The following is a 16,778-nucleotide window of genomic DNA, read 5'->3' on the forward strand; positions in this document are numbered from 1 at the left end:
TCGCCGCTCGGGATGCTGGCCCGCGCCGTCACGAACAAGGCGCCCGTCCCGTACACCTCGCGCGGTGCCCGGTTCGCGTTGCCGTTCTCCGGCCGGAACGACGCCGTCTCGCAGATGCAGGCGATGGGTACCGTCGGCACCCTGTTCTCGATCGTGCACCGTACGTCGAACGCGGCCTCGCAGGTGGATTGGAAGCTGTGGCGCCGCGCTGCCTCGGGCAAGGACGAGGACCGGGTCGAGCAGACCTCGCACCTCGCGCTCGACATCTGGCGGAAGCCGAATCCGTTCATGCCGCGGCAGGAGTTCGTCGAGTCCACACAGCAGCACGTGGATCTGACGGGCGAGGGCTGGTGGGTGGTGGCCCGCAACCCGCGGATGCGCTCCATCCCGCTGGAGTTGTGGCCTGTCCGGCCGGACCGGATGATCCCGGTCCCGCACCCGCAGGATTTCCTGGCCGGCTACATCTACGTCAGTCCTGACGGCGAGCAGGTGCCGCTGCGGCTGGATGAGGTCATCCAGTTGCGGATGCCGAACCCGATGGACCCGTACCGGGGTATGGGCCCGGTGCAGTCGATCCTGGCCGAGCTGGACGCGACCAGGTACAGCGCGGAGTGGAACCGCAACTTCTTCGTCAACTCGGCGCTGCCGTCCGGGATCATCGAGGCGCCGCAGAACCTAGGCGACGAGGAGTTCAACCAGCTTCGCGACCGGTGGGAGGAGCAGCACCGCGGTGTCGCGGCCGCGCACCGGGTGGCCATCCTTGAGGGCGGCTTGAAGTGGGTGGACCGCAAGTTCACGCAGCGGGACATGCAGTTCGTCGAGCTGCGGCAGGTGTCTCGGGATGTGATCCGTGAGGCGTTCGGGATGCCGAAGTTCGCGCTCGGCGACGTTGACGACGTAAACCGGGCGGTGGGTGAGGCGTCGGCGGCGTGGTTCGCCGAGTACCTGACCGTCCCCCGTCTGGAGCGGATCAAGGCGGCGCTCAACCATGATTTCCTGCCGCTGTTCGGCGACACCGCCCGCGACCTGGAGTTCGATTACGAGGACCCGGTGCCGCCTGACGCCGAGTCTCGGGATCGTGAGCGTACGAGCAAGGCGACGGCGGCGAAGCTGTACGTGGACGCGGGCTTCACCGGCGAGTCTGTGGTGGAGGCGCTGGATCTGCCGGACACGCTCGTCTGGAAGGAACCCGCCCCACAGCCCTCCCCTGCCCCTGCCGCTCCGCCGCCGCCGGGGCCGTCCCCTGACGCGCTGCTGCGCCGCCTCCAGGTGCGCGCCGCTGCCGACCCGGTGACCGGGCGGGAGGACTGGGAGGACCGGCTCGAAGATCTGCTCGCCGAATGGGAGCAGATCAGCGAAGACCAGCGGCGGGAGCTGCTCGACCAGATCCGGCGCGTCGTCGATGAGGGCGCCGGCGAGGGTGCTGCGCAGGGTCTGGTTGGCCTGGCCGTCTCCAGTGGTGTGGCTGCGGCGCTGCTGGAGGCGGTCATGGTGTTGCAGGCGGAGGCGGCGGCCGGGCGGATGGTGGAGGTGGCGGCCGCGCAGGGTGTCGCCATCGAGCCCGCCCCCGTCTCCGGCGCGCTGGCGGCGGCGCTGGCGGCCGGCGCTGCGGTGACGGCCGCTCTGCTCGCGTCGAGCCTGGCGGTGGCTGCGGGCAGGGCGGCGCTCCGCGTGTGGGCGCCCGGCATGACGGGCGAGCAGGTGGCCGGCCGGGTCGGGGCGTGGCTGGAGAGCCTGACGGATGCCGGGCTGCGCGCGGAGCTGGGCGGCGCGATCTGGGCGGCGGAGAACCTGGGCCGGTTCGCCACCCTCGAGCTCGCGATCGCGGATGGGCGGGGCGCCACCTGGTACGAGGCCAGCGAGATCAGAGACTCGAACACATGTTTCCAATGCCGCGATATCGACGGCGAACGGTTCGACACGCTGCGCGACGTGCGCGAGTCGTATCCGCATGGCGGCTTCTTCGCGTGCCTCGGAACGATCCGGTGCCGTGGCACCGTGGAACCTCACTGGGGTGACTCATGAGCAAGCCGAGGATCGATGCTGCGCTGGCGGCGCGGGTGCAGGCGCTGCTGGCTGACCGGAACGCGCAGCCGCTCCCGGGCGGGCACGTCCGGCCGGAGCTGAAGGTGACCGCGCAGACGGAAGGCCAGCCCGCCGAGCTGCTGTTGTACGACGAGATCGGGTTCTGGGGCATCTGGGCGGTCGACGTGGCCGCCGCCTTGTCGACGGTGTCGGGGCCGCTGCACGTGCGCGTCAACAGCCCTGGCGGGGACGTGTTCGACGGGATCGCGATCTACAACATGCTGGCCGACTACCCCGGCCATGTGACCGTCACCGTCGACAGCCTCGCCGCCAGCGCAGCCAGCTTCATCGCGATGGCGGGCGACACCATCCGCATGAACCGCGCCTCACAGATGATGATCCACGACGCTTCCGGCGGTTGCCGCGGCAACGCCGCCGACATGCGGGCGATGGCCGGGCTGCTCGACCAGATCTCCTCCACCATCGCCGGCATCTACGCCGGCCGGGCGGGCGGCACGGTCGAGGAGTGGCGCGAGCGGATGCTCGTGGATGGCGGGTTCGGCACCTGGTACACCGCCGAGCAGGCGGTCGAGGCCGGTCTCGCCGACGAGCTCGCCGCGACAGCCGACAGCGACGAGGACGAGCCAGGCGGGCAGGAGGCCGCGGGCCGGGTGGCGGTGGCCGCGCTGTTCCCGTACGGCGACGCCGCCCGCTGGCGGGCCGCCGCCCACACCCCCGCCCTGGGGGACCAGAGCCAGGCGCCGGCGGTGCGCGAGCAGCCTGAGGCCCCCGTTGCGGCTGCTGCGCCGTCCCCCGCGGTGGTTCCCACCCCGCCGCCGGCGCCTGCACCAACCGCCCCGCTGGACGCGGAGGCGCCCCCCGCTGACGCCGGGCCTGAGCCGGCCGTCGAGCCGGACCCTGATCCGTGGGCGGCGTCTGTCGCTCACATGCTGAACACCCCCACGCCGGAGGGCGTGCTGGCGAGCCTGAGGAGGGCTGTGCTGTGACGACACCTGTCCTGCCGAAGGACATCCCCATCCCGAAGAACAGCGACGAGCTGGCGGAGATGATGGGCGACCCGGGCCGCCTCGCGCCGGTACTCGCCGACACGAAGGCGCTACAGGAGTTCATCAAGGCGTACGCCGAAGCTCAGCAGGCGCCGGGCACCGACCTGCACCGGCAGATCGAGGCCGAGGTGCAGCGCGGCATGGCCGCGTTCCTGAAGGACAACGCGGCCAGCGGGGACGGCATCCAGCGGCTGAACCTGGACCCGCAGACCCGCCCGGCGAACATGCTGACCGGGCACCGGCAGGCGGCGGCGTACAACCCGAAGGCTCCGGGCGCGGTGCTCGACAACGAGTTCGCGAGCGCGGCGGAGTACTTCCACAACGCGTGGCATCTGAACCCGAACGCGGACGCGCGGGCGAAGATGCAGCGGATCCGGAACGCCTACAGCACGGTGGTGCCCAGCGAGGGCGGCTTCCTCGTCCCGGAGACGCTGCGCTCGCAGCTTCTCCAGGTGGCGCTGGAGATGGCCGTGGTCCGGCCAAGGGCGACGGTGGTTCCGATGGAGTCGGCCCGCGTCCCGTTCCCGATGATCGACTCCACATCGAACGCGTCCAGCGTTTTCGGCGGCATGGTCGGCTACTGGACCGACGAGGCCGCCATGCTCGAAGAGTCGAACCCCAAGTTCGGCAAGATCGTCCTCGACGCGCAGAAGCTCACCGGCTTGGCCGTCGTCCCCAACGAACTGCTGTCCGACTCCCTCATCTCGTTCGCGGCGCTGATCGAGACGCTGTGGCCGCAGGCGCTCGCCTTCTTCGAGGACGTCGCCTTCATGTCCGGCAGCGGCGTCGGCGAGCCGCTCGGCTTCCTCGGCGCGGGCAACAGCGCAGGCGTCGCAGTCGCCGCGGAGGCCGGCCAGCCCGCGGACACGATCGTGCTGGAGAACGTCATCAAGATGTACTCCCGCATGCTGCCCGCGTCGCTGTCGCGCGGCATCTGGATCTGCTCCCCCGAGGCGATCCCCGAACTGTTCACGATGGCTCTGTCCGTCGGTACGGGCGGCGGCCCGGTCATGCTGACCAACGTCGCAGGCCCGGCCCCGATGACCATCTTCGGTCGGCCCCTGGTGGTCAGCGAGAAGGCTGGCCGGCTCGGCGACCGCTCCGACCTGGCGTTCGTCGACCTGTCGTACTACCTGGTCGGAGACCGGCAGACCATGTCCGCCGACTCCTCCACCGACTACAAGTTCGGGTCGGACCAGACCACGTACCGGATCATCCAGCGCGTCGACGGCAAGCCCTGGATCAAGAGCGCGATCACGCCGAACAACGGCGGCCCGTCGCTGTCCCCGTTCGTCGAGATCGCGGCGCGCTGAGAGGAGTAGGCACATGTCTGGAATGGAAGGGCTCGGCAGGGTCTTCAACGTGGTCCCGGCCGCGTCCGGGGTGCACATCCCGATGAAGGACGCCGCCGCCATCTCGTTCGTCACCTTCGAGGACGACGGCAGCACGATTCTGACGTTGAAGGAGTCGATCGACGGCGCCAGCGAGCAGAACCTCGCCGTCATGACCCGCTTCCACAAGGCGCCCGGTGTGGGCGGCACGTGGACGCTGGTCGAGCAGGCGGCTGCGGCAACGTACGACCTGGGCGACGACACCACGAACGACGCGACCGTGGTCACGGTGCGGGCCGCCCAGCTGTCCGACGGGTTCAACTGCGTCGAGGCGACCGTGGACGGCGGTATCTGTGTCGCGATCCTGCACGACCTGATGGTCCAGCGGGATCCGGCGAACCTCGCCACGAACGTGGACGCGTAGGGGGCCGGGATGACCACGATGATCCAGGGCTCGCAGGTGCGGACTCTGCTGCTGGGCAGCGGCCCGGTCGCGTCCCCTTCGGGCGCGTTCGCGGCGGACACCCGCACGATCTTCACGGTGGCGGGCGGCGAGGTGATGATCACCGCGCTGTGGGGTGTCGTCACCACCAGCATCACCGTCGCCAACACGGTCAAGCTGCAGACCAACCCGACCGCCGGCGACACCGCTGACCTCGTCACGGCCACGGACATCGGCACCACCGACTCGACGGTGGGGACAGTGCTCGGCGTGCTCGACCAGACCGACACGCCGCCCGACCTGAACAAGGGTGGCAAGGCTTTGTCCGGCGTCGTCGTGTCGACGGGCAACATCGAGCAGGTCACCACCGGCACCACCCCGGATGGTGCGGTCACCTGGTATTGCACCTGGGTGCCGCTGACCGACGGCGCCACGCTGGTGGCCGGCTGATGAGCCTGCACGGGTGCGCTGACTGCTCCACCTCGTACGCGGTGGGGTTGGAGGCGTGCCCGAACTGCGGGTGCAGGGAGCGCGTCGAGGAGGGACGGGCCGTGCGTGGGTCGCGGCTGCCCTTCGTTGACGTCGCCTGTTCGACTGCCGGGTGCCGCGCTGAGGGCGTGGTCCGCCGCATCCACAAGCCGATGATCGTGCCTGGGGTGGTGGAGCAGACGGCGTATGCCTGTGTGCCGTGCGGCCTGGTGATGCAGCCCGTCGGCGGCTGGCCGGCGCCTGGGTTGGAGGAGAACATGCCGAAGATCACTCGCCATGGTGGGGCGTCGAACGCGGCGGCCGGGTCTGCGGAGGATGCCGCCCGGCCGTCGTCCGAGATCGGAGAGGGTGAGCAGCCATCAGTTGGGAGCAGCTCCGAGACATCCTCCGAGAGGCCGCCAAGCTCGCCCGAGACGAGCGGGACCGACCGCCCGAAGCCTGCCCCCAAGACGGGGAGCCGCTCCAAGCGGGCCCGCGGGGCGAGCTCCACTGCCGGTTCGACGGATGGATCTGGCGAGGCTGACGCCTCTTGAGACTCCCCGGGCGCCCGTCCACGGCTAAGGGGCGCCCGGGGGCCACAAACGGCCGTGGAGAGCCGATCAGCGCAGGGAGGAGGGGACGGACATGGCGGCACCGTGGTACTGCACTCGCGAGGACGTGAAGCGGGCGTTGGACGTCAAGGAGACCGCGCGCAGCAACGCGCAGGTCGACCGCGCCATCGACTCCGCCTCGCGCACCGTCGAGGGCAGGTTGCATCGCCGCTTCTACCCGGAGACCGCCACCCGCACCTTCGACTGGCCGAACGCGCAGCGGGCCCGCCCGTGGCGGCTGTGGCTGGACCAGCACGAGCTCGCCTCGGTGACCACCCTTATGGCGGGCGGGGTGACGGTCGCCTCCAGCGACTTCCTGCTGTATCCGACGGGCGGCCCGCCGTACAACAGGCTAGAGATCGACCTCGACTCCTCCGCCGCGTTCGCCAGCGGGGACACCCACCAGCAGGCCATCTCCATCGCCGGCGTGTACGCGGGCTGCCCGCTCGACGAGGCCCCGGCCGGCGCCCTCGCTGAGGCGCTCGACGCCTCCGAGACGAGCGTGGACGTCACGGACGCCGCGGCGGTCGGGGTGGGCGACATTCTGCGCGTCGGTACGGAGCGGATGATCGTCACCGGTCGGGCGATGCTCGACACCGGGCAGAACATCGCCGCCGACCTGACGGCGTCGAACGCGTCCGTCACCGTGACTGTGACGGACGGCACCGCCTACGCGGTGGATGAGGTGCTGCTGGTCGGGTCGGAGCGGATGCTCGTGGTGGACGTCGCGGGCAACGACCTCACCGTGCGCAGGGCGTGGGACGGCAGCGTGCTGGCCGCGCACACCGCGGGGGCGGACGTGTATGCGCCGCGCACGCTGACCGTGACGCGGGGGGCGCTCGGCACGACAGCGGCCGCGCACGACACGGCTGCCGCGGTGGTCCGGCATCTGGTGCCCGGCCTGGTGCGTGACGCTGTCGTGGCGTTGGCGTTGGCGCAACTGCTGGGCGAGCAGGGCGGCTACACGGCGGCGGGCGCCCGGTCGGCGGCGTCGGGGTCGGTGGCCGGGTCGCGTCCGCAGTCCCGGCAGGTGGGCGGCGGCGCGGGCGACGTGCTGGCCATGGCCTTCGACGCGTACGGCCGCAAGGCCCGCACGAGGGCGGTCTGACATGGGCTCTTGCACCGCGTTCACGGCCCGCGCAGAGGCGCGCGAGTTGCCCCCGGTTGATGGGTGGCGGCGGGCCGCGGCGACAGGCGTGGTCGTCTTCAGGTGCTCGTGCGGCACGGTCGTCCGAGGCGGACGGGGCGAGGTGGCGGCGCTGGCGGGGCCGCACATGCGCAGGGCGAGGGGTGAGACCCGTGCTTGAGATCCACGCGACGATCCACATGAAGGGCCCCGTCTACGACGGCCGCGCGCCCCGCGTGCTCGACGATTTCGCGCAGGCGGCGGTCGACGAGGTGGCCGAGCAGGGCTTCCGCGACATCGGGTTCACGCTCGTCCGCGTGCTCAAGCATCCGACCGGCCACTACCAGTCCCGGATCCGTAACAGGCCGATCGGCCCGCTCACCCGCGTGCTGTACGACGACCGGGTGATCTACGGGTGGTGGCTGGAAGGCGTCGGCTCCCGCAACAGCCCCGTCACGCGGTTTGAGGGGTATTTCACGTTCCGGCGGGTCGCCCAGCACCTGAAGAAGAAGGCCCCGCAGATCGCGCAGCAGACGTTGCGCCGCTACATCGGCAGGTTGCAATGACGATCCGCCGCAACCTGTGCGTTAACCCCGCCCTGGCCAACGACGCGGACGGGTGGGGTGGCGGCTCCACACCCACCAGGACGGACGTGACCGGGCAGGGCTTCGACCGGCAGTGGGCGGCCCGGTACAGCTCGGGCACGTTCACCAGCAGCGCGCGCGGCGCCGTCACCCCGGGCGAGACCTACACGTTCAGCGAGTACGTCTACATCGACAACGTGGCCGCCGCCATCTCCGGCACGATCTACGTCGAGTGGCGGGACGCCGCCGCCAACGTGCTGTCCTACTCGGACGGCCCATACAGCGTGCCCGGCGGCACCGTCTCCCGCGTGTCGATCACCGCCACCGCCCCGGCCAACGCCGCGTTTGGCCAGATCATCACGGACAACTACAACTTCGCGACCGGGGCGGGCGACTTCACGCAGGTCCTCATCGAGCAGACTGCGACGCTGGGCGACTACTTCGACGGCGACTCCCCCGACTCCTCCTGGGACGGCACGCCAGGCAACTCCACCTCCACCTTCGACGACACGCCCGCACCGAGCTTGGAGGCTGCGTTGGCGCTGCATGCTGCCGCGATCCTGGACGCTCTCCAGTCCCACGCCCTCGCCTCCGGCCTGTTCGAGCGGGTGAACGCGCACGAGCCGGCGAACCCGCCCGGCAACGGATTGACAGCGGCAATCTGGGCGGACTCCATAGCTCCACTCCCGGCCGGGTCCGGTTTGCGGGTGACGTCGGCGCGGGTGGCGTTCAACCTGCGCATCTACACCAACGCCGACTCCGATCCGCGCGACGCGATCGACCCGGCGGTGATGACCGCTGTGGATGTGCTGATGACCGCCTACAGCGGCGACTTCGAGCTCGGCGGCAACGTCCGCAACGTCGACGTGCTGGGGATGGCGGGGACTCCGTTGTCGGCGCAGGCGGGCTATCTGGAGCAGGGCCGCACCCTGTACCGGGTCATGACGCTGACGGTCCCTGTGCTGATCAACGACGTGTGGGAGCAGGTGCCCTGATGGCGAAACAGAGCGGCCTCGGCGACGCCTTCTGGCTCGGCGGCTACGACCTGTCCGGCGACGTCGGCTCGCTGGGCCGGATCGGCGGCGGCCTCGCCGGAACCCAGGACGTGACCGGCATCAACAAGAGCGGCATGGAACGCATCGGCCTCGTCCGCGACGGGGCGCTGGAGTGGACGTCGTTCTTCAACCCGGCCACCGCCGCGGCGCACGAGGTGCTGTCCACCCTGCCGACCACGGACCGGATCTGCACGTACGGGCGCGGCACCGCGCTCGGCTCCCCCGCCGCCTGCATGGTCGGCAAACAGATCAACTACGACCCGAGCAGGGCCGCTGACGGCAGCCTCACCATCTCGGTGCAGGCCCTCGCCAACGGCTACGGGCTGGAGTGGGGACGGCAGCTCACCGCCGGGGCGCGCACCGACACGGAGGCCACCGACGGCGACTCCGTCGACTTCGGTGCGGCCGGATCGTTCGGGCTGCAGGCGTGGCTGCACGTCACCGAGTTCACCGGGACAGACGTGACGATCGCGTTGGAGCAGTCCTCGGACGACGCTGCGGCGGATGCGTTCGCGGCGGTGACGGGCGGCGCGTTCACCGAGGTCACCGCCGGGCCGACATCGGAGCGGATTCAGACCGCGCGGGATCAGGCGGTCGAGCAGTACCTGCGCGTGGTCACGAGCACGACAGGCGGTTTCACGTCGCTGTCCTTCGTCGTGGTCGTCAGCGTCAACCCGGTCTCGGTGGTGTTCTGATGGCCTTCACGCCGTGCACCAGCGGGACGGTCGCCCTCTACACGGTCGACGACGAGACGCTGCTCGCCGTCCCGGTCGAGGCGTGGGACGAGCAGGGCGTCGCCCACATCGCCGGGATCAAGGGCCTTATCCAGGCCGACACGCGGCCCGGCTTCCTGCGACTGGAGCAGGCGTCGCAGCCGCTCCCCGCCCCGGGCCGGCCTGTGCGGGAGCCGGTGCGGGTTGGCCCGCCGCCGGGGAGACGTCCGGGCCCGCGCGACCCGACCGATCCGCGTGGGCCGCGACCGGATCCGCCGAGAGGGAGGCAGCCGTGAGACCACTGACGAGGATCACCCCGTCCGCGCCGGCGGGCGCGTTCCAGACGTACCGGATCATCTCGCCACCCGACCGGGCTGTGCGCAGCGCGTGCGAGGAGGTGGGCTGTCTCGCCTGGCTGCACGGCTGGGAGACGCGGGTGGACGAGCGCACCGACCTCGGCAGTGCGCAGGCGCTCTACATCCGGGCGGACTCCGGGCGGACGTTCCGGGAGTTGCGGACGGCGGAGGGGCTGACCGTGTTCCGGTTCGAGCCGCGGCAGCGGTGCTTCGCCGAGCACCGCACCCGGCCCGAGTTCTACAGCGTGCGCGGCGGCGACTGGCGGCAGGACTTCGGCACGCTCCGCCAGCATCAACGCGGCCAGGACTGGGTTGAGGACTTCAGCCTCCACCAGGACCGGCTCGCCGACCATCAGAGGAAAGGGTGACCGACGTGGCGTACCTGATAGGCGGCGACCTGCTCACCGCGCTGCGGGAGGCAGGGCTGTGCGACGACGACACGAAGCGCGTGGTCATCGACGTCCAGGCAGGCCACGTCCCGGTGATCTACACCGAGAAGTTCGCCGATCCGAAACGTGACCTGCTGTCGGTCGTGACCGCGCTCGGCGGCGTCCAGGTCGAGATCAAGAAAGCTGAAGAGGGAGGGCAGTAGCCGTGGCCAAGGAATCAGGCCTCGCCTGGTCCGCGCTGTCGATCGACGACAGCAGCGGCACCCTGCGCGACATCCGCAACGACATCACCAACTTCGAGTTCGCCACCCCCAGGGCGGTCCAAGACATCACGGGCGTGGACAAGAGCGCGATGGAGCGGCAGCTCCTGCTCGCCGACATGAGCATGACCTTGAACCTCGTGTTCAACGACGCCGCCAACATGTCGCACGACGTGTTCAAGACCGCGCCCAGCACCAACGTGGCCCGAGAGTTCACACTCACCGTGTCCGGCCAGACCCTCGGCACCACGCCGCTGTGCACCCTGCTCCCGACCGACTACGCGCTCACTCGGGCGGCTGACGGGTCCCTAGTCGGCCAGGTGCCGCTGGTACTCGCCAACGGAGCCATCCCCACCTGGACCAGCGCGTGACCGGGTTCGTACGCCCGCGCACGCTCAAGCTGACGTGGGCCGACGGCGAGTTCGCCGGGCTGGAGATCCGCGCCCGACGGTCCAGCCTGGAAACCTACTTCCAGTTCGCGCCCATCCTCGACGGCGGCATCGACGTCTCCACCCCGGACGGACGCAAAGAGTTCCTCGACCTGTTCCTCGAGTTCGGCGAATACCTCGTGAGCTGGAACCTCGAAGACGAAAACGAGCACGGCACCCGCACACCCATCCCGTGCACGCCTCAGGAGTTCCTCAACCAGGACCCCCGCTTCGTGCGCGAGGTGCTCGACCAGTGGGCCGACGCCATCGCCGGAGTCGCCGCCCCTTTGGACAGCAAATCGGCCAGTGGCGAGCCGTTCCCGGAGGCGTCACTGCCGATGGATGCGTTGTCGCCGAGCCTCGCGAGCTAACGCACGCGAGGTGGGTGCTGCGGCAGTGCGAACGCTTCGGCTGCCTGCCCGGCGCCTTGATGCAGGAAGACGCAGGACTACTCAAGCTCCTGCGGCTGGAGGAAATGGCTGGACCGGAGCCCAGGGAGGAGGTGAGCTGGCTTGGCGAATGACGTCGAAATTGTCATCACGGCCAAGGACAAGTCCGGGCCGGCCTTCGCCGCCGCCCGCACCAAGCAGCGCGCCTTCGCCGCCGACACCAAGGCGACACTCGGCAAGGCCGGGCAGGACGCAGGCCGCGCTCTGGGCGACGGGATCGTTGAGGGCGCAGACGGGCGGCTGAGGGACGCCCGGGGCAGGTTCGTCAAGGGCGGCCAGGACCTCGGCGGCGGCATCTCCGACGGGATCAAGGACGGCACCGAGCGGGGCGGCCGGTTCGTGTCCGGCTTCGCCGCGAGCACCCTGAAGACCTTCGGCAGGTTGGGCCCGGCCGCAGGGGCGTTGCTGACCGCTGGCCTGGTGGGAGCGGCTGCGAGTGCGGGCACCGTGGCGGGCGGCATCACGTTGGCCGCCGGTGCGGCGCTGACTGGCATTGGTGTCGCCTCGGCCGTGCAGTCGCAGGCGGTGCGCCGCGACTGGGCGCAGACCGCGCGGGAGGTCCGCTCGGAGCTGGCCGAGGTGGCGCAGCCGATGGAGGACTCTGCGAGTCGCGCGGCCACCGTCACCCGCAACACGTTCGGCCGGCTGAAGCCCTTCCTCGCGCGGTTCTTCGAGGATAGCCAGCCGTCCGTCGACCGGTTTGTTCGGTCGATCGGTGACGGGGTGGCGTCCCTCGGCCCCGCCCTCGGCCCTCTGGAGCGCGGCTACTCCGCCGTCCTGGACCGGATCTCCGCCCGCTCGCCGGAGATTTTCGGCGCGCTGGAACGCTCGCTGTCGAATCTCGGCGCCACGGCGGAGGAGCACGCCGACGACATCGCCGGCGCGCTGGAGTTCGTCGCCCGGACGGCGGAGGCGACCACGGTGGCGATCGACTACCTGGCGGACTCGTGGTCCGATCTGACCGGCGACATCGAGGCTGCCAACGACGCGGGGGAATCGGCTGGCGTCAGCTTCGGCAGGTGGATGCACAGCGTCGCCGAGTCGATGGGCATCAACACCGAGCAGATGAAGAAGCAGAAGGCGCAATGGGACGCCCTCGACGCGGCCGCCGCCAACCCGGACGGGGTGCAGAAGGCAGCCGAGGCAACGGGCGTCCTGGGCGGCAAGGCCGCCGACACCACGGTCGGGCTGCGCGACCTGGCCACCGCGATGGATGAGCTGAACGGGGCCGCGCTCGATGCCGCCGATGCTCAGATCGGCGTCGAGGAGGCGATCGACCGGGCTGCGGAGTCTGTCCGCAAGAACGGGCGCACGCTGAACGTCAACACGGAGGCTGGCCGGGCGAACCGGTCTGCGCTGCTGGATCTGGCGCGGGCGGCGCAGAAGCACATCTCCTCGATGCAGGCCGAGGGCGCCTCGACCGAGGAGATCGCGGGCAAGTATCAGCGCTACCGCGACCAGCTTGTGAGCACGCTGCAGGCAGCGGGGAGGACGCGGGCTGAGGCGCGCGCGTTGGCGGACCAGTGGTTGGCGACGCCTGAGCAGGTGACCACGCACGTCGAGGCCGACCTGACCGACCTGAAGTCTCGACTGAAGGAAGCCAAGAACCGGCTGAACGACCCGAACTTGACCCGGCCGGAGCGGACCCGGATCCGGGGCGAGATCTCCGACTTGCAGGCCAAGGTGGCCGCAGCCAAGCGGGCTCTGGCGTCCATCCAAGGCAAGACCGTCACCATCCGGTCGAACTACGTGACCACGCACACCTACCAGTCGGGTACGGCGTCGCTGCGTGAGCTCCTCCCGGGGTTCGGGCGGGCGTCGGGCGGCATCTCGGGCGGCGGCCGCGGCCTCCGCAAGATGGCGACCGGCGGGATCGGCGGCGGAACCCCGGTCATGGTCGGCGAGCAGGGCCCGGAGCTCGTGAACTTGCCGTTCGGGTCGAGCGTGAGCCCGGCCGGGCAGACTCGGGCGCGCATGATGGGCGGCGGCGGGTTCGGCAGCATCAGCATGGCGTTCCGGCAGGGCCAGCAGGGCGGCTCGTCGAGGGGCGGGCTCGACGGGATCGTCGACAGCCTGCGCGAGGTCCTCAGCTTCCGTGAGGCGCTGGAGAAGCTGTCGTCCACCCTGATCGGCCAGACCCGCGCAGTCAGCGCGTACGAGGCCGCTTGGGACGCCGCCGGCCGCAGCCTGAAAGAGAACGGAAAGAGGCTGTCCCTCACCTCCGAGAAGGGCCGCGAGAACCGCGGTGCCTTGCTGGACTTGGCGGACGCTGCGCGCGAGGTCGTCATCGCCATGCAAGAGCAGGGCCGCTCCAGCTCCACCCTGCTCTCGACGATGAAGGAGCAGCGGAACGAGTTCATCACCATGGCCCGCCGCATGGGCCTGTCCAAGAAGGACGCCGGCGCGATGGCCGACCGGATGGGGCTCACCACCGCCGGCGTACGCTCCGCCCTCGCCGGCGGCAAAGCAGGCGGCGGCCCAGCCGGCGGCTGGACCCTGGTGGGCGAGCGAGGCCCCGAACTGGCAAGGCTGCCCTTCGGGTCGAGCGTGGTCCCCGCGGGACAGTCCGCCGCGATGATGGCCGCAGGCGGCACCAGCCCGGCGCCAGTCGTGCTCGAACTCCGCTCCTCCGGCAGCGCGGTGGACGACCTGCTGTTGAAGATCCTGCGCGGCGCCATCCGCACCCGAGGCGGCAACGTCCAACTCGTACTCGGGAGGACGTGATGGCTTTCCCTGAGGATGTGCTGCCCCTGGTCGTGGAACTGTATCTCGATGGCGGCTGGGTGGACGTCACCTCGCACGTCTACCGGCGCGACATGGTGCAGGTGCAGCGCGGCCGGGCGGACGAAGCCTCCTCCCTCGACCATGGCTCATGCTCGCTCACTCTCAACAACAGGTCGGGCGACTACAGCCCCCGCAACCCGGTCGGCGCCTACTACGGGCAGCTTGGCCGCAACACGCCGATCCGCGTGGCGGTCGAGGACGGGCCCACGTACCTCAACGTTCCGGGCGGGATGGGCGACTACGCCAGCACCCCCGACTCCGCCGCCCTGTCGGTGACCGGGGATATCGACGTCCGCATCGACCTGGTCCTCGACTCGTGGGAGGGCATCGGGATCAGCCAGGACCTGATCGGCAAATGGGACAGCGTCGGCGACGAAGGCTCGTGGGCGCTCTACCTGCTGGAGGGCGGGACGCTGCGGCTGTATTGGACCGAGGACGGCGCCGCAGAGCAGAGCGAGTCCGCCACCGAGACCGTTCCCATCACCACGGACCGCCGCCTCGCGGTGCGCGCCACGTTGGACGTGAACGACGGCTCGGGCAACTACGAGGTGCGCTTCTACACCGCGCCGACGCTGGACGGGTCGTGGACGCAGCTCGGCGACACCATCGTCACCGCAGGCACGACCAGCATTTTCAACTCGACGTCGAGCCTGTTCATCGGCAAGATCCCGTCGTTCACGTTCGCTGGGATGCAGGGCCGTGTGCTCGCCGCCGAGTACCGCAACGGCATCGCCGGAACCGTGGTGGCGAAGCCGGATTTCACGAGCCAGACGGCCGGCGACACCAGCTTCGCGGACACGGCCAGCAGCCCGAACACGTGGACGATCAACGGCGACGCCTCCATCTCCGACCGCTGCTACCGCTTCCACGGCGAGGTGAGCTCGTGGCCGCCGCGGTGGGACATCAGCGGGCAGGACGTGTACGTGCCCGTCGAGGCGTCCGGGGTGCTGCGCCGGCTCGCCCAGTCCGGCAGCGTCCTCGGCAGCGCCCTGTATCGCGGCCGTATCTACGACACCGCGGGCCTGGTGGCGTACTGGCCGATGGAGGATGAGGAGGGCTCGACGTCGCTGGCTCCGGCGCTGGCGCATGAGCCGCTCACCATCACCGGGGCGCCGGAGCTGGCCAGCTTCGAGGACTTCACCGCATCCAACCCGATCCTCGTGTTGAACGGTGCCGAGCTGAGGGGCGCGTGTCCGGCGCACGCGGACACGGGTTTCGCGCAGGTGCGATGCCTGCTCGCGGTTCCGAGCGCGGGCGACGGCGACAACCAGGCGGTCGTGACGTTCTATACGACGGGGACCGCCAGGCGGTGGGAGCTGCACTATGGGACCGGCGGCACCCTGGGGCTCAGGTCCTATGACGCGGGTGGCACGCTGCTGTTCGACACGGGCGATCTCGCGTACGCGGTCAACGGCGAGCTCCTGCTGGTGAGTGTCGAGTTGACGCAGGACGGGGCGGACATCGACTACGCGGTCGCCACCCTGGAGCCGGGCGCCACTTCCGGGCTGACCACCACCGGCACCCTCTCGGGGAACACGTTCGGCCGGGTGGGAGTGGTGATCGTGTCCCCGTCCGGCGGCCTAACAGGAACCGCCGTCGGCCACCTCAGTGTGCAAAACGTGGTGACGGACCTGTTCGACCTCGGGGCGCAGCTCGACGCGTGGCGCGGCGAGACAGCGGGCCGCCGCATCGAACGGCTGTGCGGCGAGGAAGGCGTCAGCTTCCGGATGGCGGGCGACCTCGACCAGACGGTGCGTATGGGGCCGCAGCTCCCGGCCACGCTGCTCACCCTGCTCACGGAGGCTGCGGATGCAGACATGGGCATGCTGTTCGAGCCGCGCGACGTGCTGGGCCTCGGGTATCGGCCGCGCGAGGCGCTCTACAACCAGGACGCGCACCTCGCCCTCGACTACGAGCAGCACGAGCTCGCCGAAACGCCGTCGCCGGTGGACGACGACCAGAGGATCGCCAACGACATCACCGTCACCCGCGAAGGCGGCAGCTCGGCGCGGGCGGTGCAGGAGACCGGCACCCTGTCCGTGCTCGCCCCGCCGGACGGGGTGGGCCGCTACCCCTCCGAGGTCACCATCTCGGTGGAGTACGACTTGGACCTGTTCGAGCAGGCCGGCTGGCGGCTGCACATGGGGACCGTCGACGAGGCGCGCGTGCCACAGCTCGCCATCAACCTCGCCCACGAATCCTTCTCGACGGACGCCACCCTGACCGAGGACGCCCGCACGCTGGAGGTTGGTGACCGCGTCACCGTCGCCAACCCGCCCAGCCAGTTGCCGCCGGAGACCATCAGCCAGATCGTCCAGGGGTACTCCGAGGTGCTCGGCAACTTCGAGCACGCCATCACCCTCAACTGCAGCCCAGAGAGCCCAATGGTGGTCGCCACCTACGACGGCGACAGCCGCTACATGCCGGTCGACACCGTCCTCAACGAAGCCCTCGACACCACCGAGACGGCCGTGGACATCACCACCCCGACCGGGCCGCTCTGGTCGACCACCGCCAGCGGATTCGACGTGATGATCGGCGGCGAACGCATGACCGTCAGCGCGGTCGGCGCCGCGGCGGGCACCGTCCAAACCCTCACCGTCACCCGCTCGGTGAACGGCGTCGTCAAGGCGCACGACTCCGGCGCCCCGGTGGCCCTGTTCCAGCCTGCGATCTACGCGCTATGAGGA

At 70.4% G+C, this 16,778-nt stretch carries 16 protein-coding genes; all 16 read left to right on the forward strand.

Annotated elements, in window-relative coordinates:
• The first annotated feature begins 12 nt into the window (after positions 1-12).
• The 16 genes from ADY59_RS13940 (at position 13) to ADY59_RS14020 (ending at position 16,775) form a co-directional block, all read left to right on the forward strand.
• Positions 13-2,025, forward strand: a complete 2,013-nt coding sequence (locus ADY59_RS13940; RefSeq protein ID WP_049562228.1) for a phage portal protein — start codon at positions 13-15, stop codon at positions 2,023-2,025.
• A complete protein-coding gene (locus ADY59_RS53360; protein ID WP_082310095.1) occupies positions 2,022-3,032 on the forward strand; it encodes a head maturation protease, ClpP-related in 1,011 nt (336 codons plus the stop codon). The genes ADY59_RS13940 and ADY59_RS53360 overlap by 4 nt, the downstream gene beginning before the upstream one ends.
• On the forward strand, positions 3,029-4,405 hold the full coding sequence (locus ADY59_RS13950; protein WP_049562230.1) for a phage major capsid protein: 1,377 nt from the start codon (positions 3,029-3,031) through the stop codon (positions 4,403-4,405). Before ADY59_RS53360 ends, ADY59_RS13950 begins: the two co-directional genes overlap by 4 nt.
• 13 nt (positions 4,406-4,418) lie before the next feature.
• On the forward strand, positions 4,419-4,847 hold the full coding sequence (locus tag ADY59_RS13955) for a hypothetical protein (protein ID WP_156325482.1): 429 nt from the start codon (positions 4,419-4,421) through the stop codon (positions 4,845-4,847).
• A 9-nt stretch (positions 4,848-4,856) separates the two neighbouring features.
• The gene (locus ADY59_RS13960) at positions 4,857-5,315 is read left to right on the forward strand and encodes a hypothetical protein (protein WP_049562233.1); all 459 of its coding nucleotides are present in this window, start codon (positions 4,857-4,859) and stop codon (positions 5,313-5,315) included.
• A gap of 663 nt (positions 5,316-5,978) precedes the next feature.
• Positions 5,979-7,052, forward strand: a complete 1,074-nt coding sequence (locus tag ADY59_RS13970) for a hypothetical protein (protein WP_049562236.1) — start codon at positions 5,979-5,981, stop codon at positions 7,050-7,052.
• A gap of 191 nt (positions 7,053-7,243) precedes the next feature.
• Positions 7,244-7,636: a hypothetical protein gene (locus ADY59_RS13975; protein WP_049562237.1), complete on the forward strand. Its 393-nt coding sequence runs from the start codon at positions 7,244-7,246 to the stop codon at positions 7,634-7,636.
• Entirely contained in the window at positions 7,633-8,649 is a 1,017-nt protein-coding gene (locus ADY59_RS13980) for a hypothetical protein (RefSeq protein WP_156325483.1), read from the forward strand. Before ADY59_RS13975 ends, ADY59_RS13980 begins: the two co-directional genes overlap by 4 nt.
• Complete coding sequence (locus ADY59_RS13985) at positions 8,649-9,404, forward strand: hypothetical protein (RefSeq protein WP_049562240.1); 756 nt, start codon at positions 8,649-8,651, stop codon at positions 9,402-9,404. The genes ADY59_RS13980 and ADY59_RS13985 overlap by 1 nt, the downstream gene beginning before the upstream one ends.
• Entirely contained in the window at positions 9,404-9,718 is a 315-nt protein-coding gene (locus ADY59_RS13990) for a hypothetical protein (protein WP_049562242.1), read from the forward strand. Before ADY59_RS13985 ends, ADY59_RS13990 begins: the two co-directional genes overlap by 1 nt.
• Complete coding sequence (locus ADY59_RS13995) at positions 9,715-10,146, forward strand: hypothetical protein (protein ID WP_049562243.1); 432 nt, start codon at positions 9,715-9,717, stop codon at positions 10,144-10,146. The genes ADY59_RS13990 and ADY59_RS13995 overlap by 4 nt, the downstream gene beginning before the upstream one ends.
• Positions 10,147-10,151: 5 nt before the next feature.
• The gene (locus ADY59_RS14000; RefSeq protein ID WP_156325484.1) at positions 10,152-10,370 is read left to right on the forward strand and encodes a hypothetical protein; all 219 of its coding nucleotides are present in this window, start codon (positions 10,152-10,154) and stop codon (positions 10,368-10,370) included.
• 2 nt (positions 10,371-10,372) lie between these two features.
• Positions 10,373-10,798, forward strand: a complete 426-nt coding sequence (locus tag ADY59_RS14005) for a hypothetical protein (protein ID WP_197093626.1) — start codon at positions 10,373-10,375, stop codon at positions 10,796-10,798.
• Complete coding sequence (locus ADY59_RS14010; protein ID WP_049562245.1) at positions 10,795-11,226, forward strand: hypothetical protein; 432 nt, start codon at positions 10,795-10,797, stop codon at positions 11,224-11,226. Before ADY59_RS14005 ends, ADY59_RS14010 begins: the two co-directional genes overlap by 4 nt.
• A gap of 141 nt (positions 11,227-11,367) precedes the next feature.
• A complete protein-coding gene (locus ADY59_RS14015) occupies positions 11,368-14,028 on the forward strand; it encodes a hypothetical protein (protein WP_049562246.1) in 2,661 nt (886 codons plus the stop codon).
• Positions 14,028-16,775, forward strand: coding sequence for a hypothetical protein (locus ADY59_RS14020; protein ID WP_156325485.1), 2,748 nt, complete (start codon positions 14,028-14,030; stop codon positions 16,773-16,775). Before ADY59_RS14015 ends, ADY59_RS14020 begins: the two co-directional genes overlap by 1 nt.
• Positions 16,776-16,778 lie beyond the last annotated feature (3 nt).

It is taken from the genome of Nonomuraea sp. SBT364 (assembly GCF_001083785.1).
Classification (GTDB): Bacteria; Actinomycetota; Actinomycetes; order Streptosporangiales; family Streptosporangiaceae; genus Nonomuraea.

Coding starts and splice junctions, on each gene's coding strand:
- ADY59_RS14020 (WP_156325485.1), top strand. CDS start 14,028: ATGGCTTTCCCTGAGGATGTGCTGCCCCTGGTCGTGGAACTGTATCTC.
- ADY59_RS13970 (WP_049562236.1), top strand. CDS start 5,979: ATGGCGGCACCGTGGTACTGCACTCGCGAGGACGTGAAGCGGGCGTTG.
- ADY59_RS13955 (WP_156325482.1), top strand. CDS start 4,419: ATGTCTGGAATGGAAGGGCTCGGCAGGGTCTTCAACGTGGTCCCGGCC.
- ADY59_RS13980 (WP_156325483.1), top strand. CDS start 7,633: ATGACGATCCGCCGCAACCTGTGCGTTAACCCCGCCCTGGCCAACGAC.
- ADY59_RS53360 (WP_082310095.1), top strand. CDS start 2,022: ATGAGCAAGCCGAGGATCGATGCTGCGCTGGCGGCGCGGGTGCAGGCG.
- ADY59_RS13990 (WP_049562242.1), top strand. CDS start 9,404: ATGGCCTTCACGCCGTGCACCAGCGGGACGGTCGCCCTCTACACGGTC.
- ADY59_RS13960 (WP_049562233.1), top strand. CDS start 4,857: ATGACCACGATGATCCAGGGCTCGCAGGTGCGGACTCTGCTGCTGGGC.
- ADY59_RS13985 (WP_049562240.1), top strand. CDS start 8,649: ATGGCGAAACAGAGCGGCCTCGGCGACGCCTTCTGGCTCGGCGGCTAC.
- ADY59_RS13940 (WP_049562228.1), top strand. CDS start 13: ATGCTGGCCCGCGCCGTCACGAACAAGGCGCCCGTCCCGTACACCTCG.